Origin of the sequence: Microvirga terrae (assembly GCF_013307435.2) — a bacterium.
GTDB lineage: Bacteria > Pseudomonadota > Alphaproteobacteria > Rhizobiales > Beijerinckiaceae > Microvirga > Microvirga terrae.
In genome coordinates, this window is sequence record NZ_CP102845.1 from 3,076,940 (window position 1) to 3,096,337 (window position 19,398).

18 protein-coding genes and 1 tRNA gene are annotated in these 19,398 nt (G+C 64.4%); 7 read left to right on the top strand and 12 right to left on the bottom strand.

All coding sequences use genetic code 11. The features are described from left to right. Positions 1–193: 193 nt before the first annotated feature. From clpX to HPT29_RS14505, 4 genes are all read right to left on the bottom strand, one after another. Positions 194–1,462, bottom strand: coding sequence for an ATP-dependent Clp protease ATP-binding subunit ClpX (clpX, locus tag HPT29_RS14490; RefSeq protein ID WP_173946489.1), 1,269 nt, complete (start codon positions 1,460–1,462; stop codon positions 194–196). Between the two features lie 223 nt (positions 1,463–1,685). Continuing rightward, positions 1,686–2,318 carry an ATP-dependent Clp protease proteolytic subunit gene (locus tag HPT29_RS14495; RefSeq protein ID WP_173946488.1) on the bottom strand — a complete coding sequence of 211 codons (633 nt, stop codon included), beginning with the start codon at positions 2,316–2,318 and terminating at the stop codon, positions 1,686–1,688. Positions 2,319–2,395: 77 nt separating this feature from the next. Then, positions 2,396–3,763, bottom strand: a complete 1,368-nt coding sequence (gene tig / locus HPT29_RS14500) for a trigger factor (RefSeq protein ID WP_173946520.1) — start codon at positions 3,761–3,763, stop codon at positions 2,396–2,398. A 112-nt stretch (positions 3,764–3,875) separates the two neighbouring features. After that, positions 3,876–3,960 (bottom strand) — tRNA-Leu (locus HPT29_RS14505). A 172-nt stretch (positions 3,961–4,132) separates the two neighbouring features. Between HPT29_RS14505 and HPT29_RS14510 the strand changes: the two genes are divergently transcribed. Further along, entirely contained in the window at positions 4,133–5,470 is a 1,338-nt protein-coding gene (locus tag HPT29_RS14510; RefSeq protein WP_173946487.1) for a multicopper oxidase family protein, read from the top strand. Here HPT29_RS14510 and HPT29_RS14515 read toward each other — a convergent pair. After that, the gene (locus HPT29_RS14515) at positions 5,463–6,950 is read right to left on the bottom strand and encodes an NAD(P)H-hydrate dehydratase (RefSeq protein ID WP_173946486.1); all 1,488 of its coding nucleotides are present in this window, start codon (positions 6,948–6,950) and stop codon (positions 5,463–5,465) included. The genes HPT29_RS14510 and HPT29_RS14515 overlap by 8 nt on opposite strands. 179 nt (positions 6,951–7,129) lie before the next feature. On the opposite strand from HPT29_RS14515, the gene HPT29_RS14520 reads away from it, so the two are divergent. Further along, positions 7,130–7,468, top strand: coding sequence for a P-II family nitrogen regulator (locus HPT29_RS14520; protein WP_036360409.1), 339 nt, complete (start codon positions 7,130–7,132; stop codon positions 7,466–7,468). A 69-nt stretch (positions 7,469–7,537) separates the two neighbouring features. Further along, positions 7,538–8,947 carry a type I glutamate--ammonia ligase gene (glnA, locus tag HPT29_RS14525; RefSeq protein WP_173946485.1) on the top strand — a complete coding sequence of 470 codons (1,410 nt, stop codon included), beginning with the start codon at positions 7,538–7,540 and terminating at the stop codon, positions 8,945–8,947. A 101-nt stretch (positions 8,948–9,048) separates the two neighbouring features. Here the strand turns inward: glnA and HPT29_RS14530 are convergent, their stop codons facing one another. Continuing rightward, entirely contained in the window at positions 9,049–9,741 is a 693-nt protein-coding gene (locus tag HPT29_RS14530) for a helix-turn-helix transcriptional regulator (RefSeq protein ID WP_173946484.1), read from the bottom strand. A gap of 122 nt (positions 9,742–9,863) precedes the next feature. Here HPT29_RS14530 and HPT29_RS14535 point away from each other — a divergent pair, with 122 nt between their 5' ends. Continuing rightward, positions 9,864–10,484 carry a LysE family translocator gene (locus tag HPT29_RS14535; RefSeq protein WP_173946483.1) on the top strand — a complete coding sequence of 207 codons (621 nt, stop codon included), beginning with the start codon at positions 9,864–9,866 and terminating at the stop codon, positions 10,482–10,484. Positions 10,485–10,593: 109 nt separating this feature from the next. Here the strand turns inward: HPT29_RS14535 and HPT29_RS14540 are convergent, their stop codons facing one another. After that, entirely contained in the window at positions 10,594–11,235 is a 642-nt protein-coding gene (locus HPT29_RS14540; protein ID WP_259060024.1) for an outer membrane protein, read from the bottom strand. A 309-nt stretch (positions 11,236–11,544) separates the two neighbouring features. Continuing rightward, positions 11,545–12,243: an alpha/beta fold hydrolase gene (locus HPT29_RS14545; RefSeq protein ID WP_173945219.1), complete on the bottom strand. Its 699-nt coding sequence runs from the start codon at positions 12,241–12,243 to the stop codon at positions 11,545–11,547. Between the two features lie 189 nt (positions 12,244–12,432). Between HPT29_RS14545 and HPT29_RS14550 the strand changes: the two genes are divergently transcribed. Next, positions 12,433–13,902, top strand: coding sequence for a DEAD/DEAH box helicase (locus HPT29_RS14550; protein ID WP_173945218.1), 1,470 nt, complete (start codon positions 12,433–12,435; stop codon positions 13,900–13,902). A 71-nt stretch (positions 13,903–13,973) separates the two neighbouring features. Here HPT29_RS14550 and HPT29_RS14555 read toward each other — a convergent pair whose 3' ends face one another. Next, positions 13,974–14,366: a TfoX/Sxy family protein gene (locus HPT29_RS14555; RefSeq protein ID WP_173945217.1), complete on the bottom strand. Its 393-nt coding sequence runs from the start codon at positions 14,364–14,366 to the stop codon at positions 13,974–13,976. A 3-nt stretch (positions 14,367–14,369) separates the two neighbouring features. Further along, positions 14,370–14,750, bottom strand: coding sequence for a HesB/IscA family protein (locus HPT29_RS14560; protein ID WP_173945216.1), 381 nt, complete (start codon positions 14,748–14,750; stop codon positions 14,370–14,372). 173 nt (positions 14,751–14,923) lie between these two features. Between HPT29_RS14560 and ybaL the strand changes: the two genes are divergently transcribed. Next, positions 14,924–16,777 (top strand): YbaL family putative K(+) efflux transporter, encoded by a 1,854-nt coding sequence (ybaL, locus tag HPT29_RS14565; protein ID WP_173945215.1) that lies wholly within the window; start codon positions 14,924–14,926, stop codon positions 16,775–16,777. Between the two features lie 97 nt (positions 16,778–16,874). Further along, positions 16,875–17,639, top strand: a complete 765-nt coding sequence (locus tag HPT29_RS14570; RefSeq protein WP_173945214.1) for an SDR family oxidoreductase — start codon at positions 16,875–16,877, stop codon at positions 17,637–17,639. 79 nt (positions 17,640–17,718) lie between these two features. Here the strand turns inward: HPT29_RS14570 and HPT29_RS14575 are convergent, their stop codons facing one another. Both HPT29_RS14575 and HPT29_RS14580 read right to left on the bottom strand, forming a co-directional pair. Then, complete coding sequence (locus HPT29_RS14575; protein WP_371823118.1) at positions 17,719–18,015, bottom strand: SUF system Fe-S cluster assembly protein; 297 nt, start codon at positions 18,013–18,015, stop codon at positions 17,719–17,721. Between the two features lie 85 nt (positions 18,016–18,100). Beyond that, positions 18,101–19,336, bottom strand: a complete 1,236-nt coding sequence (locus HPT29_RS14580) for a cysteine desulfurase (RefSeq protein ID WP_173945212.1) — start codon at positions 19,334–19,336, stop codon at positions 18,101–18,103. Positions 19,337–19,398: the final 62 nt, after the last annotated feature.

The window sequence follows — 19,398 nt, forward strand, 5'->3', positions numbered from 1 at the left end:
TCGGATGAGCTGGATTTCGGACGGATAACCGGAATGCTCAGGCTTTTGTTATGGGCTGCATCCGGTACGCCGGGCTCCCCCTCGCAACATGAGCGGACAGCGCCGACGCAAGAGATGATGTGGCGTTGCGGGCCTCCTGTTTCAAGAAGATTGCCCGCAATGCATCTGTTCATGGGAAGGTCCCCGGTGGCCCTCAAGCGCTGGCGCTGGCGGCCTGCTCGTTCCGCTCGCCGTGAATGAAGAGCGGCTTGGCCTTGCCCTCCACGACCTCGGGACCGATCACCACCTGTTCCACGGAATCGAGACCCGGCAGGTCGTACATGGTCTCCAGCAGAATGCCCTCCATGATGGAGCGCAGGCCGCGGGCGCCCGTCTTCCGCTCGATCGCCTTCTTGGCGATAAGCGTGAGGGCCTCATCCTGGAACGTCAGCTGAACGTTCTCCATCTCGAAGAGGCGCTGGTACTGCTTGACCAGGGCGTTCTTCGGCTCCTGCAGAATGGTCTTCAGGGCGTCGACATCGAGATCCTCGAGGGTCGCCAGGACAGGCAGCCGGCCGACGAACTCGGGAATGAGGCCGAACTTCAACAGATCCTCGGGCTCCACGGAGCGGAAGATCTCGCCGGTGCGCCGGTCGTCAGGAGAGCTGACCGAGGCGCCGAAGCCGATCGACGTGCCCTTGCCACGGCCGGAAATGATCCGCTCCAGGCCCGCGAAGGCGCCACCGCAGATGAACAGGATGTTCGTGGTATCCACCTGCAGGAATTCCTGCTGCGGGTGCTTGCGGCCGCCCTGCGGAGGCACGGAGGCGACGGTGCCTTCCATGATCTTGAGGAGAGCCTGCTGCACGCCCTCGCCGGAGACGTCGCGGGTGATCGAGGGGTTGTCCGACTTGCGGGAGATCTTGTCGATCTCGTCGATATAGACGATGCCCCGCTGCGCCCGCTCGACATTGTAGTCGGAGGCCTGGAGGAGCTTAAGGATGATGTTCTCCACGTCCTCGCCGACATAACCGGCCTCGGTCAGGGTCGTCGCATCCGCCATCGTGAAGGGCACATCCAGGATCCGGGCCAGGGTCTGGGCGAGCAGGGTCTTGCCCGAGCCGGTCGGTCCGATCAGCAGGATGTTCGACTTGGCCAGCTCCACGTCGTTGTGCTTCGTCGCGTGGGCGAGGCGCTTGTAATGGTTATGGACCGCCACCGAGAGCACCTTCTTGGCGTGCTCCTGGCCGATCACGTAGTCATCCAGAACGCGGCTGATTTCCTTCGGGGTCGGGACCCCGTCGCGGGACTTCACGAGAGACGATTTCGACTCCTCGCGGATGATGTCCATGCACAGCTCGACGCATTCATCGCAGATGAAAACCGTCGGGCCAGCGATCAGCTTGCGAACCTCATGCTGGCTCTTGCCGCAGAAGGAGCAGTACAGCGTACTCTTGGAGTCGTTGCCGCCAGCCTTGGTCATTATCACATCTCCAATCCGTACCGGGACAGCCCCTGCCGGCCCAGCACCATTAATTTATGAGCGACGGAGCTAACAAAATGTTCCGTCGCTAAGAATTGAACGCTCAAATCGCCCAGCCTTCCCGAATCCACATGCAATCACGGGGAGAGCCCGTGATCAATAGAAACGGGGTTACTCGGCAAAAAGACGCACCCAGGGGAATTTTGTCCCCAGGTTTTAAGGGTTACGCCGGGGTGGCGACCGGCTCCGGACGCTTCTCGATCACCTGGTCGATGAGGCCGAACTCCCGAGCCGCCTCGGCGGTCATGAAGTTGTCGCGCTCGAGAGCCCGCTCGATCTCTTCGTAGTTGCGGCCGGTATGGCCCACATAGATCTCGTTCAGGCGGCGCTTCAGGGCCTCGCTCTCGCGGGCGTGGATCATGATGTCCGTGACCTGGCCCTGATAGCCGCCGGACGGCTGGTGGACCATGATGCGGGCGTTCGGGAGGGCGAAACGCATGCCCTTCTCGCCGGCGGTCAGCAGCAGGGACCCCATGGAGGCCGCCTGGCCGACGCACAGGGTCGAAACCGGGCAGCGGATGAACTGCATCGTGTCGTAGATCGACAGGCCCGAAGTCACGACGCCACCGGGGGAGTTGATGTAGAAGGAGATTTCCTTCTTGGGGTTCTCGGCCTCAAGGAACAGAAGCTGCGCCACGATCAGCGAGGCCGAGTAGTCTTCGACAGGACCCGTGAGGAAGATAATCCGTTCGCGCAGAAGGCGCGAATAGATGTCGAACGCACGCTCGCCGCGGTTCGACTGCTCAACCACCATCGGGACGAGCGTATTGTTAAAGAGCGCTACCGGATCTCTCATTGTCTCACTGCTCCAATTCGGCCGCGCGGGTGCGCGGCCGTGCAATTCATGCAAGCAACGAGACGCTTAACGGAGCGTTACTCGCCCTTGCCGGCTTTCTCTCCGTCCTCATCCTCGTCGCTGAACAGCGCATCCTTGGAGACGGTCTCTTCGTCCACCTTCACCTGGGACAGGATCTGGTCGACGACCTTCTCCTCGAACAGAGGAGCCCGGATTTCAGCGAGGGCCTGCGGGTTCTTCTGGTAGAACTCCCAAACCTGCCGCTCCTGGCCGGGGTACTGGCGGACCCGCTCGATGAGGGCCTGGGTCACCTCGTCGTCGGAGATCTTGATATCGGACTTCTCACCGATCTGTGCAAGGACCAAGCCGAGACGAACGCGACGCTCGGCGATCTTGCGGTACTCCGCCTTGGCGTCGTCCTCGGTGGTGTCCTCATCCTCGAAGGTGCGGTTGTTCGACTTCATGTCGCCGACGACCTGGGACCAAACGGCTGCGAATTCCTGCTCGACCAAGGTCGGGGGCAGCTCGAAGCTGTACTTGGCGTCGAGGGAGTCGAGCAGGTCCTTCTTCACCTTGCGGCGGGACTGCGTGTCGAAATCGCGCTTGATGGCATCGCGGATCGCGTCCTTGAGCTTGTCAAGGGAATCCATGCCGAAGCCCTTGGCCATCTCGTCGTCGATCTGCAGCGCGCCGGGAGCCTCGACTTCCTTCACCGTCACGTCGAACTCGGCGTCCTTGCCGGCCAGATGGGCCGCCATGTAGTTCACCGGGAAGGTGACCTTCACGAGCTTCGTGTCGCCGGCCTTCAGGCCGAGGAGCTGATCCTCGAAACCGGGGATGAAGGTGTTCGAACCGAGCTCGACCCGGATGTCCTCACCCTTGCCGCCCTCGAACTCGGTGCCGTCGATGCGGCCCACGAAGTCCACCACGACCCGGTCGCCGTCGGCCGCCGCGCCGTCCTTCGGCTCGAAGCTGCGGTTCTGCTTGGCCATGCGCTCCAGCGATTCGGTGATCTCGGCGTCGGTTACCTCGGCCACCGGCTTCTTGACCGTCACGTCGGAAAGATCGGCCAGCTCGAACACGGGCAGCACCTCAAGGGCGACGGTGAAAGCCAGGTCTCCCTTGGCCTCCATGGCCTTCTCGACCTCTTCCTGGCTCTCGGGGAACTGGATCTGCGGCTCGTTGGCGAGCTTCAGGCCGTTGTCTTCGACGATCTTGCGGTTGGCCTCGTTGACGGCGTTCTGCAGCACGTCCGCCATGACGGAGCGGCCATAGACCTTACGAAGATGCCCCACCGGCACCTTGCCGGGACGGAAACCGTTGATCCGCACGCGATCCTTGAGGGTGGTCAATTCGCTGTTCAGGCGCTCTTCCAACTCGGTGGCCGGGAGCACGACCTTGAACTCTCGCTTCAAGCCTTGGGACAGTGTTTCCGTCACCTGCATGGTATTATTCGCCTTCATCCACTCGAAAATCTGAAATCCAGGTTCCGGCCGATGCGGCGTCATGCCGTCAACCAGGCCACTCGCTGCCTCCGGAACCCAATCCTGACGGGACTGGTGCGGGCGGAGGGACTCGAACCCCCACAACTTTCGTCGCTGGAACCTAAATCCAGTGCGTCTACCAATTCCGCCACGCCCGCGCGGGAGCAGCGCGCGAGGCGCACCCCTCTTCCGGGACGCGGCTCTATAGCATGGTTGACGAAGTGTGCATCAAAAAAGTTCGTGTGCGGCCAATTGGCAACCAAACTTGGCCGTTCACGTTCAAAACTGTACCGATGTTCCCGTTCCAAACCGTCCGGATGAGACAGCCTCATGATCACACGCCGCGCCGTCACCGCCGGTCTCGCCACGACCCTGTTCGCCGTCTCGCGGCAGGGCGGGGCTCAGGGGTCGGACGGCTCCGAACGGGTTCTGACGGCCAAGCCAACGCTGATGAAGCTCCGCCCTGACGCGACAGCGGCCGATGTCTGGACTTTCAACGGGAGCTTGAGCCCCGTTGTGCGGCTCAAGCTGGGCGAGGAACTCCGCCTGAGGCTTGAGAACGGGACGTCCCTGCCTCTCTCGCTCCACTTTCACGGCATCCGGGGGCCGAACGCCTCCGACGGGGTCGGTGGTCTGACTCAGGAGCCGGTCGCCGCCGGCGGGAACCATGAATACCGCTTCGCCCCGCCCGACGCCGGCACCTTCCTGATCCGCCCCTGCGTTCTCGGCGGCAGCGCCGAACCCACGGAGCGCGGCCTCTCGGGCCTGCTGATCGTGGAAGAACCCGATCCGCCTCAGGTGGACCGGGATATTGCCCTTCTGGTCGACGACTGGCGCCTCGAGGATGACGGCTCGCTCGCGTCTTTCGAGAAGCCCGTGGAGGCGGCCCCGGCGGGACGGCTCGGCAGTTGGCTCAGCGTCAACGGCGCATCGACCCCGCAGCGTGTCGAGGTGCCGCCCGGAGGCCGCCTGCGCCTGAGGCTCGCCAATGCGTGCAATGCCCGGGCCATGCGCCTGCGCTTCGACGGAATGAAGGCCTACGTGATTGCCATCGACGGGCAGCCGACCAGCACGTTCGAGCCCCTGCGCGCCTCCCTGCCCTTCGCTTCGGGTACCCGCTACGACCTTCTCGTCGATCTAGGGCAAGACGCCGGATCGACCGGAACCGTCACGGCCCTGATCGGCGACGGCATGCCTCTCGTTGAAATCGTGACCAGCGGGGAAAGGCGACCTGATCTACCCGCAATCGCGCCGCTGCCCACCAATCCGAAGCTTCCGGACTCGATCAGGCTTCAGAGCGCCACCCGCAAGGACGTGGTGATCAAGGGCGATCCCAAGGCTCGCGATGCCCCTTGGACGATCAACGGCTTGGCTGGACGTGCAGCCGGCCCGCCGCTGGTCAAGGTGAAGCGGGGCACTCCGGTGGTTCTGGCCGTGACCAATCAGACGTCTTTCGCCCAGCCCTTGCACCTGCACGGGCATGCCTTCCGGCTCCTCCATCCCCTCGATGACGGCTGGGAGCCCTATTGGCTCGACACCACGCAGGTGCCGGAGAACAGGACGGTCCGGATCGCCTTCGTGGCGGACAATCCGGGCAAATGGCTCCTCGCCTCCACGGTCCTCGAACGGTTCGATGCAGGCCTGTGGACCTGGATCGAAGTCACCTGAGGAGGTCCCGCAGCACGCCGGGCACCAATTCCGCGAGGTCTTCCGAGATCAGCCCGGGACCGAAGCGTGCTCCGGCTTCGGCGTGGATCCAGGCTCCCGCGCAGGCGGCCTCGAAGGCCGGCAGGTTCTGCGCCATCAGTCCGGCGATGAGACCGCAGAGGGTATCGCCCGATCCGGCGGTCGCCAGGTAGGGCGTGCCATTCTCGTTGATGGCCGCCCGGCCGTCGGGGGACGCCACCACGGTATCGGCGCCTTTCAGCAGCACCACCGCTCCGGTGTAAGTTGCCGCACGCCGGGCCCGCTCGATTTTCGATTCAGGATCAAGGATATCCGGGTGATCCTTGAACATCCGGTTGAACTCGCCGTCATGAGGCGTCAGGACTGTCGGAGCATGGCGGAACGCCCCGTGGAGCTCCGACGCCAGGCCTTCGAAGGACGTGAGAGCGTCGGCGTCCAGGACGAGGCTCCGCCTGGCGTGGACGGCGACCGCCACCATGGCGCGCGTATTGGCATGGACCCCCAGGGCCGGCCCCAGGACGAGCGCGTTGAGGCGCGGATCCTGGAGAATCGCGTGCAATCCCTCGGGCCCGTCGCAGCCCTTCAGCATGATGGCCGTCAGATGGGCCGCGGTGACCCCGATCGCCTCCGGCGGCGACGCCACAGTGACCAAGCCTGACCCAATTCTGAGCGCTGCGCGGGCCGCCAGCCGGGCGGCGCCCGTGCGGGTGGCCCCACCTGAAGCGACCAGGGTGTGGCCGCGCTCGTATTTGTGGGAGGACAACCCGGGCTTCGGCAGCGTCGGAAGCCAGAGAGCCGGATCATTCCCGAAGAGACGCCCCCCCATGGCCGAGAGGATCTCGCGTCCGATGCCGATATCGGCGACCTCGATGGATCCGCTGAACGCACGTCCGGGCATCAGGAGATGGCACGGCTTTCGGGCCGCGAAGGTGATTGTTCTCCCAGCCTTGACCGCGATGCCCCGGACCGTACCTGTCTCGCCGTCAATACCTGACGGGAGGTCGACCGCCAGGATCGGCCGGCCCGAACCGTTCATCCGGTCGACGGCGTGCCGGGCCGCACCGTCCAGGTCTCGGGACAGGCCTGTGCCGAACAGGGCGTCGATGACGAGATCCGCCTCGTGGAACGCAGCGTCCTCGACCCGCTGGACTTGCCCCTTCCAGTCGCGCGCGACGAGTGCCGAATCCCCGGTCAGCCGGTCCGGCTCTCCCAGCAAGGAAAGGCTCACCCGATAGCCTCGCTCGGCCAGAACGGTCGCCGCCACGAAGCCATCGCCCCCGTTCTGGCCCGGACCCGCCACAACGAGGATCGTGCCTCCGCGGGAGACTATTTTTTCGGCAGAATCGGCCACCGCGCGGCCCGCCCGCCGCATGAGCTCGACCCCAGGAATGCCGCTTGCCACGGCTTCCAGGTCAGCCTTCTTCATTTCGGTGGGGGTCAGGATGAGTTCAGGGGCTGTCATGGACGCAAAAAGAACCCGTTTTCGAGGATTTGGCGAGGTTTTTCGCAACTGCACAAACTTTGATCATAATATGCTCATCAACTCGGCAGATTGACCCGCTTTGAATCGACGACCGCATGGAAGGCGCCTCTGGCTGGTGCTAAAAGCGGCAAAACCTCGAACGAGAACGGTTGACCGGGATGAAGAAGATCGAAGCCATCATCAAGCCCTTCAAGCTCGATGAAGTCAAAGAAGCTCTCCAGGAGGTCGGCCTCCAGGGCATTACCGTCATCGAGGCAAAAGGTTTCGGCCGGCAGAAGGGCCACACGGAGCTTTACCGCGGCGCGGAATACGTCGTGGACTTCCTGCCGAAGGTGAAGCTCGAAATCGTCCTGAACGACGAGATGGCCGAAAGCGCCATCGAGGCCATCCGCAAGGCAGCCCAGACCGGGCGCATCGGCGACGGCAAGATTTTCGTTTCGACGGTCGAAGAGGCCGTTCGCATCCGCACGGGCGAGACCGGATCCGACGCGATCTAAGCTCGCTTTCCCAAGCCAAGGCCGTTGGGCCGAGGACAATCTCTAAGGGCAGAAGAGGACCAGACGATCATGCAGACCGCCAAGGATGTGCTCAAGGCGATCAAAGATAACGACGTCCAATACGTCGACTTCCGTTTCACGGACCCGCGCGGCAAGTGGCAGCATGTGACCTTCGACGTCTCGATGGTCGACGAAGACATGTTCGCGGACGGCATCATGTTCGACGGCTCGTCCATCGCCGGCTGGAAGGCGATCAACGAATCCGACATGACCCTCATGCCCGATCCGACGACCGCCCAGATGGACCCGTTCTTCTCGGCGTCCACCATGACGATCAACTGCGACATTCTCGAGCCGGCGACCGGCGAGCCCTACAACCGTGATCCGCGCGGCATCGCCAAGAAGGCCGAGGCTTACCTTCAGTCCACCGGGATCGCCGATACGGTCTATGTCGGCCCCGAGGCCGAGTTCTTCGTGTTCGATGACGTGAAGTTCATGGCCGATCCCTACAACACCGGATTCAAGCTCGATTCCTCCGAGCTGCCGATCAACGGCGACACCCCCTACGAGGGTGGAAACCTGGGCCACCGCATCCAGACCAAGGGCGGCTACTTCCCGGTTCCCCCGCTGGATTCTGCCCAAGACATGCGCGGCGAGATGCTGGCCGCCATGAAGGCCATGGGCGTGACGGTCGAGAAGCACCACCATGAGGTGGCGTCCGCCCAGCACGAGCTCGGCACGAAGTTCAACACCCTCGTCCGCACGGCCGACGAGATGCAGATCTACAAGTACTGCATCCACAACGTGGCCCAGTCCTACGGCAAGACGGCCACCTTCATGCCGAAGCCGGTCTATGGCGACAACGGCTCGGGCATGCACGTGCACCAGTCCCTGTGGAAGGGCGGCAAGCCCCTCTTCGCCGGCAACAAGTATGCCGACCTGAGCCAGGAATGCCTCTGGTACATCGGCGGCATCATCAAGCACGCCAAGGCTCTGAACGCCTTCACCAACCCGTCGACGAACTCCTACAAGCGTCTCGTCCCGGGCTACGAGGCTCCGGTGCTGCTGGCTTACTCGGCCCGGAACCGCTCGGCCTCCTGCCGCATTCCGTGGACGACCTCGCCCAAGGCCAAGCGCGTGGAGGTCCGCTTCCCCGATCCGACCGCCAATCCGTATCTCGCCTTCGCGGCGCTGCTGATGGCCGGCCTCGACGGCATCCTGAACAAGATCGATCCCGGCCAGGCAATGGACAAGGATCTCTACGACCTGCCGCCGCGCGAGCTGAAGAAGATCCCGACCGTCTGCGGATCGCTCCGCGAGGCCCTCGCCAGCCTCGACAAGGACCGCGCGTTCCTGAAGGCCGGCGGCGTCTTCAACGACGACTTCATCGACAGCTACATCGAGCTGAAGATGACGGAGGTCGCCCGCTTCGAGATGACCCCGCACCCGGTCGAGTTCCAGATGTACTACTCCGTCTAACGGACGAGGACTTTCCTCCCGGCTGCTCTGACGGCAGCCTTCCTTCGCCGGAGCCCTCGGGCTCCGGCTTTTTTGTGGTCGGACGCTCCGTGTTTCCGGGTTCAGAAGCTCTGACCCGCGCTCCAGCCGGACACCCATTGGCGTCTCAGTTCGTCGCCTCTGCCCTTGAAGAATGCATCGGCCTCGAGAGCATTCTCCACACGATCCGCCCGAAAGTGGCGCAAGTCCCGGCGCAGTTCGCACCAGGCGACGATGTTGACGGTCTCCGGGTAGTAGATGAGCGCAATCGGCCAAATGGTCCGCTCGGTCCGACGCCCCTGCTCGTCGCGATAGGCAAGTTCGATCTTTCGCTCCTCGCGAATCGCCAGCCTCACAGCGGAAAGCTCGACGCCTGACGGAGCAGGCGCCACGCTGCCCCAGGCGTGCAGGGTGTTGGCGAAAAGAGCTTGGCGCAGCGGCGGGGGAACGGCCGCCGCGATCTTCCGCCCGGCCCGCTTCGCCGATTGGTTGAGGGCAACATCTCCCGTGCGCTCCAGGAGTGCCAGTGCCAGCACGATGGCTTCGGTCTCCTCGATGGAGAACATGAGCGGAGGCAGGTCGAATCCGGAGCGCAGGACGTATCCGATGCCACGCCCGCCTTGGACGGGGACCTGCATGGCCTGTAGGGCGGCAATGTCGCGATAGATCGACCGCGGTGCGACGCCCAGGCTCTGCGCAATCCGGACTGCCGTCACCGGCTCCTTGGCAAGACGAAGAATCTGGATGATTTCGAAGAGTCGGGCCGCCTTCCGCATCCGACATTTTGCTCCCAACTGACAGGACGCTGTCAATATCGAAAGGCCACGCCCCTCATCATCACTCTGGAAATCAAGGATAATCGGCCGATCCGACCTTCGAGGGGCGACGCGCAACTGACATGTCTTATGGTGCAAATCTTTGGCTGTTCCTCACCCTTCTCTTCGGCATCATCATCGTTCCGGGCATGGACATGCTGTTCGTTCTCGCCAATGCCTTGACGGGGGGACGCAGGGCCGGGCTGGCGGCGACGGCCGGAGTCATGGCGGGCGGTGCCGCTCATACGGTCTTCGGCGCCATCGGGGTGAGCTTGATGTCGACGATGCCGCCGCAGGTCGTCGCCACGCTCCTCTATGCGGGTGCCGCCTATATGATGTGGATCGGGATGACGCTGCTCCGAAACTCAATCGCGATCGAGACTGTCGAAGGGGCGAGAGCCCGCCCCCTTCGGGTCGCCTTCCGGCAAGGAGCCCTGACCTGCCTTCTCAATCCCAAAGCTTACATTTTCATCCTGGCCGTCTACCCGCAGTTTCTGCTCCCGGCCTACGGCCCGATCTACGGACAGGCCGTGATTATGGGAGTGATGACCGTGCTGATGCAGCTCGCGGTCTATGGCGGACTTGCTGTTGCGGCGGGCCGAGCCCGCAACCTTCTCGTGTCGCACCCGCGCATCACGGGCCTGATCGGTCGGGGCGCCGGAGCGTTGTTCATTGTCGTTGCCGTCGCGACGGCGCTGAGGTGAGAGCGCGCACGGCCGCGAGGTCGGCCCGGGCCGAGTTCCCGATCAGGTCTCCAAAAAACAACAAGGCCCGGGGAGACCCGGGCCTTGTGTGTCTCCGGGGAGACGGTTCTTAGTAGGTGCCGAAGCGGAAGTTCAGGCCGGCGCGGACCACACCGAACTCAGCATCGTTGTCGATGTTGAAGATGCTGTTGTTGTCCTGGTCGAGGTTGACGTACAGGCCTTCGATCTTGGCCGACAGGTTGTTGGTGAAGGCGTACTCGAGACCACCACCGACGGTCCAGCCCGTGGCGTCGTCCGCGAAGGCGAAACCACCGGTGGCGTAGATCAGGGCGCGGTCGAAGGCCACACCGGCGCGGGCGCGCACGGTGCCGAACCAGTCGCTGTTGTTGAAGTCGCCGTCGAGGATGCCGTCGTTGTTGAAGTCGAAGCGGTCGTCACCACCGAAGTCGGCGTACTGGATGTCGCCTTCGAGACCGACCACGAACGAGCCGATCTGGTAGTTGTAGCCCGCCTGAGCGCCGCCGACGAAGCCGCCGTCGTCGTCCAGGTCGAAGCGCACGCCGCCGACCGTGATCGAGTCGTTCGTGTTCCAGCCGTAGCCGGCGTTCACACCCACGTAGAAGCCCGTCCAGGTGAACACCGGAACAGCGGCAACAATCGGAGCCGGAGCGCGGCGGGACGGAAGGTCAGCAGCCATGGCGCCAGTGGCGAGGCCGAGGAGAGCAACCGAAGAGAGGAGGATCTTTTTCATTGGTCTTAGTCCATCTGTTAGAAGGATGTGACGCCGCTTGTAGCCCAGACTTGCCCGGGCGTCTGTCACTTTCCTGCCACAGTTGGGGCGAGAAGCAAAGCTTTTCGCGCCAGCCGCCGCTTGCGCCCCGAATTGACCCATTCGTCAGCGCATTCAAGACGCCTGTCGCCCAAAGCGAAGATAGAAATAGCGACCGTTTTTCAGCTACTTACCACAAAGGCAAGCCGGCAGTGCCGCGCCCGACGGGGCGGATAACCAATCATTGACCATATCCTTGGGAAGCTTCGCAAGGCGCAGGCGGAACTATGGTTAATCCTGGTTCAGCCATAATTGGAGAGCGTGCGTGACCCGCTCCGGCTGCTCGAGCGTCGACAGATGTCCAGCCCCGGGAATCACAACGAGCGAGGCCCATTCGATCATCTCGGCCATCTCGCGGGCAATCTCGATCGGCGTGATGGCGTCGCCCTCCCCGACCAGCACCAGGGTCGGGATCTCGATCACTGGCAGGGAGATGCGGGAATCGGCGCGTGCCATGATCGCCCGCTGCTGCCGGATGTAAGCGTCGGGACCGGTGTCTCGCATCATGTCCAGCAGGACGGCCTGAAGATCCGGGTCGTTTCGGTGATCCGGATGCACCAAGCGGGGCCAGAGCGCAGCATGGATCTCCTCGAGTCGCCCAGCTTGGGCCAATGCGATCAACCGCTCGCGGTCCCGGCTCGCCTCCGGGGTATCGGGCCGGGCGCTCGTATCGAGCAGGGCAAGCCGCTCCACCCGTTCCGGTGCCTGGCGCATGACTTCCATGGCGATGTAGCCGCCCATGGAAAGCCCTGCGAGCGCGAACCTGTCCGGCGCGGCGCGGAGGAGCCGCGACGCAATGGCGGCAATCGAATCATCGAGCGCATGCTCCGCCAGGACGATCGTGCGCCCCGCCCCGAGGGCAGCGATCTGGGGCTCGAAGAGCCGGGCTGTGCAGGCCAATCCGGGAATCAGAACGAGCGATTCTGCCATTCAAACCTTCCTTTTGTTGCCTTCTGGCAAGTTTCCCTGGATTGACAAGCGCATAGCTTATCTTATGGTCCGGCCACTCCTCAACTTGAGCAAGAGCCTCAGGTGAAACCAGACACGCGCCTGTTTGTTGCCGTAGAGCGCGGCCGGCACTTTTAGAGCGCGCCCAGCCCTCAACGGTAATTAGCATTCATGTCGTTCGCCGAACTCGGACTTAGCGATAAAGTTCAACAGGCCGTAGCAAGCGCCGGATATACGGAACCGACGCCCATTCAGGCCCAGGCCATTCCCCACGTCCTTTCCCGTCGCGACGTGCTGGGCATCGCACAGACCGGCACGGGCAAGACAGCGGCCTTCACGCTCCCGATGCTCACCCTGCTCGAATCCGGCAGGGCGCGGGCCCGCATGCCGCGCACGCTGATTCTCGAGCCGACCCGTGAGCTGGCCGCCCAGGTCGAGGACAATTTCGACAAATATGGGGTCAACCACCGTCTCTCCGTCGCCCTGCTGATAGGTGGCGTATCGTTCGGCGATCAGGACGCCAAGATCACCCGCGGTGTCGACGTGCTGATCGCGACCCCGGGCCGGCTGCTGGACCACTTCGAGCGCGGGAAGCTCCTGCTCACGGGTGTCGAGCTTCTGGTGATCGACGAAGCCGATCGGATGCTCGACATGGGCTTCATTCCCGATATTGAACGTATCGTGAAGCTCGTTCCGTTCACCCGCCAGACCCTGTTCTTCTCCGCCACGATGCCGCCGGAGATCCAGCGTCTGGCAGATGCCTTCCTTCACAACCCGGTGAAGGTGGAGGTTGCCCGCGCCGCCTCGACCGCTTCGACGATCACTCAGCGCCTGGTGGCGACCGGTCGCGAGGATTACGAGAAGCGCGAAACCCTGCGAGACCTGATTCGAAGCGCCACGGACCTGCAGAACGCCATCGTGTTCTGCAATCGCAAGCGCGACGTGGCCGTTCTCCATCGATCCTTGCAGAAGCACGGCTTCAGCGCCGTCGCCCTCCATGGCGACATGGACCAGCATGCCCGCATGGCGGCCCTCGACAGCTTCCGCACCGGAGAGACCCCCCTCCTGGTGGCGAGCGACGTGGCGGCCCGAGGCCTGGACATTCCGGCGGTCAGCCACGTGTTCAACTACGACGTCCCCCACCACGCCGAGGATTATGTCCACCGGATCGGCCGTACAGGCCGCGCCGGTCGGAGTGGCCAGTCCTTCACGCTGGTCGGTCCGAGCGACGAGAAATCCCTGTCCGCAATCGAGAAACTGATTGGCCAGCCGATCGAGTGGCAGGGCCCAACACTCGCCGAGCGTCCGCCGTCGGAAGGCTCGTCTCGCCGCCGCGGCGGCCGGGGAGAGGAGCGCTCGCGGGGCCGCAAGGTCAAGGTGCGGTCGTCGGAGCGGAGCCGTGGACGCACGGAGGAGCCTCGCGAAGAGGCCCCGGCCGCACGGGCTGTCCAGACTCCCCGCGAGGAGCAGCAGAGCCGCCGGCCTCGGCAGGATCGCGGCGAGCGTTCCCCGGATCGGAGCCATCAGGGGCGCTCGCGGCGGGACGATGATGGAGACGAAAAGGTGATCGGGCTCGGCGATCACGTGCCGGCCTTCCTCATGCGACCTGTACTGGCCAAGAAAGCCAAGCAGGGCGACTAGGGCATCGGATCCGACGCTCAGCTCTTGGTTGGTGCATCGTTGAGTGCCGACCCGGAGGTCGGCACGACGGGCTATGTGACCGGCTTCGAGGCGGTCCTCCGGAACCTCTGCCGCGACGCAGTCCTGCCGGTTTTGCGAACCTTGGAGGCTTTCGCCCGCCGGGCAGCCGCCAGGGCCATTATCGCGAGTTCAGCCGCTTCGTCGGGGTCGTCGAGGGCCGATTCCGGCATGCGCCAGTAACTCGTCAGCGTCGTCCGGCCGTCCCGGGTCTGGAAGGTAAACGGCTGAGATCCCTGGGCACGGAAGAACCCGACGCTCTCCTCGTCAACCTTGAGATAGATCTCGTCGGACGCCACCAGGGCGAACATCAGCTCGCCCTGATATACCCCCTGGCCGCCGAACATCCGGCGGATGGAAACGGGTCCGAAACCGCGGAAGATGTCTCGGACATCCTCGGCATCCATGGATCACCCGGCCGACTGGAGTGCGGCGGGCGTTGCGGGCGTGATCGCCACCGACTCCCCGCAGCCGCATGCCGAGGTCTGGTTGGGGTTGTTGAAGACGAATTGGGACGACATCTTGGTCGTCTGGAAGTCCATTTCCGTGCCGAGCAGGAACAGCACGGCCTTGGGATCGATCAGGACGGTCACGCCCTTGTCCTCGACCACCTCGTCGAGCGGGCTGACGCTCTCCGCATATTCCATGGTGTAGGACATGCCGGCGCAGCCGCCGTTCTTGACGCCAACGCGAACGCCCACGATGGGACGGTCCGCCTTGCCGATGATGTCCTTGACGCGGTTCGCCGCCGCGTCGGTCAAGGTCACGACCTTGAAGCCGGGTAGTGCCATTAGCCTTCTCTCCTGGCAGCCGGGTTCAAGGCCCGGGCAGAACGAGTTCGATCCCTCATAGATAAGAGCTGAAACGTCAAACGTCGAGACCGTTCAGGGTTGCCCCAACGGCCGAGGTCGACCATATCGGGTCTACCCCATTCCCGAACACCGCCACAGTCCAAGGAGAGCAGATGCCGCATCACACGCCGCTGATATCAACCATTGTCGTCGGCCTCGTGTTGGCATTCGCTCTTGGAGCTGTAGCACACCGCTTCCGTCTTTCCCCCCTCATCGGGTACCTCCTCGCGGGGGTCCTCGCCGGCCCCTTCACCCCCGGCTACGTGGCCGATCAGGGACTGGCCAACCAGCTCGCCGAGATCGGCGTCATCCTCCTGATGTTCGGGGTCGGACTTCATTTCTCCCTGAAGGACCTCCTGTCCGTGAAGGCCATCGCGATTCCGGGCGCGGTGGTCCAGATCGCCAGCGCGACCGCTCTCGGCATCGGGCTCGCCTGGCTCATGGGCTGGAGCATCGGCGCCGGTCTCGTCTTCGGGCTGGCGCTCTCGGTGGCCAGTACCGTGGTGCTGCTGCGCGCCCTCCAGGAGCGCCGGCTCGTCGAGACCGAGCGCGGCCATATCGCCGTCGGATGGCTGATCGTCGAGGATCTGGCCATGGTCCTGACGCTCGTGCTGCTGCCCGCCTTCGCGGAGGCCGCGTCCAGCGCGTCGGCCGACCTCGAATCGATCGTCATCTCGCTGGGAGTCACCCTCGGCAAGGTCGTGGCCTTCGTGGCGATCATGCTGATCGTCGGGCGCCGGGTGATTCCGTGGATTCTCCACTACGTGGCCCATACGGGCTCCCGTGAACTGTTCCGCCTCGCGGTCCTCGCCATCGCGCTCGGCGCAGCCTTCGGAGCGGCAGAGCTGTTCGGCGTGTCATTCGCACTCGGGGCCTTCTTCGCCGGGATGGTCCTGAGCGAGTCCGAGCTCAGCCACCGGGCGGCGTCGGAAACCCTGCCCCTGCGCGATGCCTTCGCGGTGCTGTTCTTCGTCTCGGTCGGCATGCTGTTCGACCCGATGATCCTCATCAACGACTTTGGCCCGGTTCTGGCGACATTCCTGATCATCGTCGTCGGCAAGTCACTCGCTGCTTTCGCCATTGTCCGGCTCTTCCGCCACCCGAACTCGACCGCGTTGACGATTGCCGCGAGCCTCGCCCAGATCGGCGAATTCTCCTTCATCCTCGCGGGCCTGGGCGTCGAACTCCAGCTCATGCCCGAGAAGGGACGCGACCTGGTCCTGGCCGGCGCCATCCTGTCGATCCTGATGAACCCCTTCCTCTTCAGCCTGCTCGACCGCTGGTCGTCGAGAAAGGAAACCGCAAGGGCGCAGGCGACGGCGGATGCCGCTGCGGCCGAGAAGGAGGCCCTCGCGGCCGAAATGGCGGCCGCGGCCGCCGCCCAGGAACCTCTCTCCGTCACGCCCCTGACGGATCACGTGGTGCTCGTGGGTCACGGCCGGGTCGGCAAGTTCATCAGTCGAAAGCTGGCCTCCTCGGGGACGCCATTCCTGGTGGTCGAGATGGACAAGAACCAGGTGGCCGACCTGCAGAAGGACGGCCAGACGATCATCATGGGCAACGCCGCCGATCCCGAGGTGGCGGCAGCCGCCAACATCAGGGCGGCACGCTGCCTGCTCATCGCGATCCCGGACGCCTTCGAAAGCGGCCAGGTGGTCGAGCAGGCCCGGACGATCAGTCCGGACCTGCCGATCATCGTGCGCGTGCATTCCGAGGCGCAGGAGGAGCATGTGGAGAAATACGGCGCGACACGGGTCGTGATGGGCGAGCAGGAGATCGCCCGAGCCATGTTCGCGGCCGTTCCGGATGCCCTGCGCGAGCCTGTGCTGTCCTCCGTCGAGGAGGCGGACGAGATCGCCGAAGACGATCAGGACGAGAGCGCCCCGCAGCGCCACCCTGCCGCTGCGCCCGACCACCCGCAGGAACCGAAGCCCCTGCACGAGCCCGCCCGCCAACCGGAGCGGTGACGTCACAGAAATCGGGCGCAGGAAACGGGTCGGACCCCGGAGCGCGAGCTGTCATCCCGGTCCCGAGCACTCAGCTCATGAAGGGAAAGGGATTTCTGTGACCACGCTCATGAACAAGACAGCCATCGTGACGGGCGCGAGCTCCGGGATTGGCCGTGCGACGGCCAGGTTGTTTGCCCAGGAGGGCGCGAACGTCATCGTCACGGCCCGGCGATCCGACGCGCTCGAGGCGCTCGTCGGCGAGATCGAGAGGGACGGCGGACGGGCCATCGCGGTGGCCGGCGACATCAGGGACGAGGCTCTGGCCGAGAAACTCGTTCACGCGGCGATCCACCATTTCGGCGGGCTCGACATCGCCTTCAACAATGCGGGCACGAACGGCGAGATGGGCCCGACGCCCGGCCTGTCCCTCGCCGGCTGGAATGAGACGCTGGCGACCAACCTCACCGCGCCCTTCCTGGGGGCGAAGTACCAGATCCCGGCCATGCTCGACCGGGGCGGAGGCTCTCTCATCTTCACCTCGACCTTCGTCGGCTACACGGCCGGAATGCCGGGCGTCGCCGCCTATGCGGCCAGCAAGTCGGGGCTGATCGGGCTCACGCAGTCGCTTGCCAGCGAATTCGGGCCGAGAGGCGTCCGCGTGAACGCCCTGCTGCCCGGGGGCACCGATACGCCCCTGGCGGAGGCCTGGGTTGGTACGCCCGAGGCGCTGGCTTTCGTCGAGGGCCTGCACGCGCTGAAGCGCCGGGCGCGCCCCGAGGAGATCGCCCGATCGGCGTTGTACCTTGCCTCGGACGCCTCCAGTTTCACGACCGGAACGGCGCTCCTCGTCGACGGCGGCGTCTCCATCAACCGGACGTGACGCCCTGGCAACCCGGAAATGCAGATGGCCGGGACGCGCCCGGCCATCACACACAGATCCGAAAGGCGAACCCGATGGGTTACCACATGTCGAGGGCGACGCGGGCCTCGTCGGACATGCGGCTCTGGTCCCACGGCGGATCGAACACCATGCTGACCTTGACGCTCTGAACCCCCTGGACGGTGGATACGGCGTTCTCCACCCAGCCCGGCATCTCGCCGGCCACGGGGCAGCCTGGGGCCGTCAGGGTCATGTCGATGGCGACGTTGCGGTCGTCGTCGATGTCGACCCGGTAGATCAGGCCGAGCTCGTAGATGTCGGCCGGAATTTCGGGATCATAGACGGTTTTCAGCGCCGCGACGATGTCGTCCGTCATGCGGTCGAGTTCCTCCGGCGGGATCCCAGAGCCGGGAGACACCTGCGGCGCGTTGGTCGGAGATAGGTCGTTCACAGGTCAATCCTCACGCGAACAGGGCTTCCGCCTTCTGCAGGGCGTCCGCCAGCTTATCGACTTCTTGCATGGTGTTGTAGAGGCCAAAGGACGCGCGGCAGGTCGAGGTTGCGCCGAAACGCTCCAGGAGCGGCATGGCGCAGTGGGTGCCCGCGCGAACCGCCACGCCCTGCCGGTCGATGACGGTGGCGACGTCATGCGCGTGCGCATTCTTCATCTCGAAGGCCAGGATCGCGCCCTTCCCCCTGGCGCGACCGATGATGCGCACCGAATTCATGGCGCCGAGGCGCTCGTGGGCATAGGCCGACAGCGCGGACTCGTGCGCCTGAATGTTCTCACGGCCGAGCTGAATCATGAACCGCAGGGCCGCGTCGAGGCCGATGGCCTCGATGATCGGGGGAGTGCCCGCCTCGAACCGGTGCGGCGGGTCGTTGTAGGTGATCGCGTCCTGGCGCACCTCGCGGATCATCTCGCCTCCTCCCGAATAGGGCGGCAGCTTCGCGAGCCATTCGCGCTTGCCGTAGAGAACCCCTATGCCGGTCGGCCCATAGACCTTGTGGCCGGTGAACACGTAGAAATCCGCGTCCAGATCGCGCACATCGACCTGCAGGTGCACGGCTCCCTGGGCGCCGTCGATCAGAACCGGCACGCCATGGGCGTGGGCGATGCGAACGATCTCCTTCGCGGGCGTCACGGTGCCCAGCACGTTCGACATCTGGGTGATGGCGACGATCTTGGTCCGCGGCGTGAAGAGCTTCTCGAACTCCTCGACGAGGAAGTTGCCGTCGTCATCCACCGGCGCCCATTTGATGACCGCACCCTTCCGCTCACGCAGGAAGTGCCAGGGCACGATGTTGGAATGGTGCTCCATGATGGAGAGGATGATCTCGTCGCCCTCCCCGATGCCGAGGCGTCCGAAAGAATCCGCCACGAGGTTGTAGGCTTCCGTGGCCGATTTGGTGAAGACGATCTCGTCGACCGACTCGGCGTTGAGGAAGTCCCGCACGGTTTCACGCGCGCGCTCGAACCCCTCGGTCGCCACGTTCGCCATGTGATGGAGGCCGCGATGAACGTTGGCGTAGCCGGTCTGCATCGTGTTGACCATCGCGTCGATCACCGCGCGCGGCTTCTGGGCCGACGCGGCGTTGTCCAGGTAGACCAGCGGCTTGCCATAGACCTCTTGCGCCAGGATCGGGAACTCCGCCCGGATGGCTTCGACGTCGTATGGCTTCACAGGTGCGTTCATTGCCGTTTTCTCTCCACCACCGTCATCGCCGGCCTCGTGCCGGTGATCCCGATGATGAGACG

Excerpts from the sequence above, each read along its gene's own strand:
- HPT29_RS14550 (WP_173945218.1), top strand. The coding sequence starts at position 12,433 with ATGTCGTTCGCCGAACTCGGACTTAGCGATAAAGTTCAACAGGCCGTA.
- glnA (WP_173946485.1), top strand. The coding sequence starts at position 7,538 with ATGCAGACCGCCAAGGATGTGCTCAAGGCGATCAAAGATAACGACGTC.
- HPT29_RS14555 (WP_173945217.1), bottom strand. The coding sequence starts at position 14,366 with ATGGATGCCGAGGATGTCCGAGACATCTTCCGCGGTTTCGGACCCGTT.
- HPT29_RS14545 (WP_173945219.1), bottom strand. The coding sequence starts at position 12,243 with ATGGCAGAATCGCTCGTTCTGATTCCCGGATTGGCCTGCACAGCCCGG.
- HPT29_RS14515 (WP_173946486.1), bottom strand. The coding sequence starts at position 6,950 with ATGACAGCCCCTGAACTCATCCTGACCCCCACCGAAATGAAGAAGGCT.
- HPT29_RS14540 (WP_259060024.1), bottom strand. The coding sequence starts at position 11,235 with ATGAAAAAGATCCTCCTCTCTTCGGTTGCTCTCCTCGGCCTCGCCACT.
- HPT29_RS14495 (WP_173946488.1), bottom strand. The coding sequence starts at position 2,318 with ATGAGAGATCCGGTAGCGCTCTTTAACAATACGCTCGTCCCGATGGTG.
- HPT29_RS14575 (WP_371823118.1), bottom strand. The coding sequence starts at position 18,015 with ATGACGGACGACATCGTCGCGGCGCTGAAAACCGTCTATGATCCCGAA.
- HPT29_RS14510 (WP_173946487.1), top strand. The coding sequence starts at position 4,133 with ATGATCACACGCCGCGCCGTCACCGCCGGTCTCGCCACGACCCTGTTC.
- tig (WP_173946520.1), bottom strand. The coding sequence starts at position 3,763 with ATGCAGGTGACGGAAACACTGTCCCAAGGCTTGAAGCGAGAGTTCAAG.
- HPT29_RS14580 (WP_173945212.1), bottom strand. The coding sequence starts at position 19,336 with ATGAACGCACCTGTGAAGCCATACGACGTCGAAGCCATCCGGGCGGAG.
- HPT29_RS14520 (WP_036360409.1), top strand. The coding sequence starts at position 7,130 with ATGAAGAAGATCGAAGCCATCATCAAGCCCTTCAAGCTCGATGAAGTC.
- HPT29_RS14535 (WP_173946483.1), top strand. The coding sequence starts at position 9,864 with ATGTCTTATGGTGCAAATCTTTGGCTGTTCCTCACCCTTCTCTTCGGC.
- clpX (WP_173946489.1), bottom strand. The coding sequence starts at position 1,462 with ATGACCAAGGCTGGCGGCAACGACTCCAAGAGTACGCTGTACTGCTCC.
- ybaL (WP_173945215.1), top strand. The coding sequence starts at position 14,924 with ATGCCGCATCACACGCCGCTGATATCAACCATTGTCGTCGGCCTCGTG.
- HPT29_RS14530 (WP_173946484.1), bottom strand. The coding sequence starts at position 9,741 with ATGCGGAAGGCGGCCCGACTCTTCGAAATCATCCAGATTCTTCGTCTT.
- HPT29_RS14560 (WP_173945216.1), bottom strand. The coding sequence starts at position 14,750 with ATGGCACTACCCGGCTTCAAGGTCGTGACCTTGACCGACGCGGCGGCG.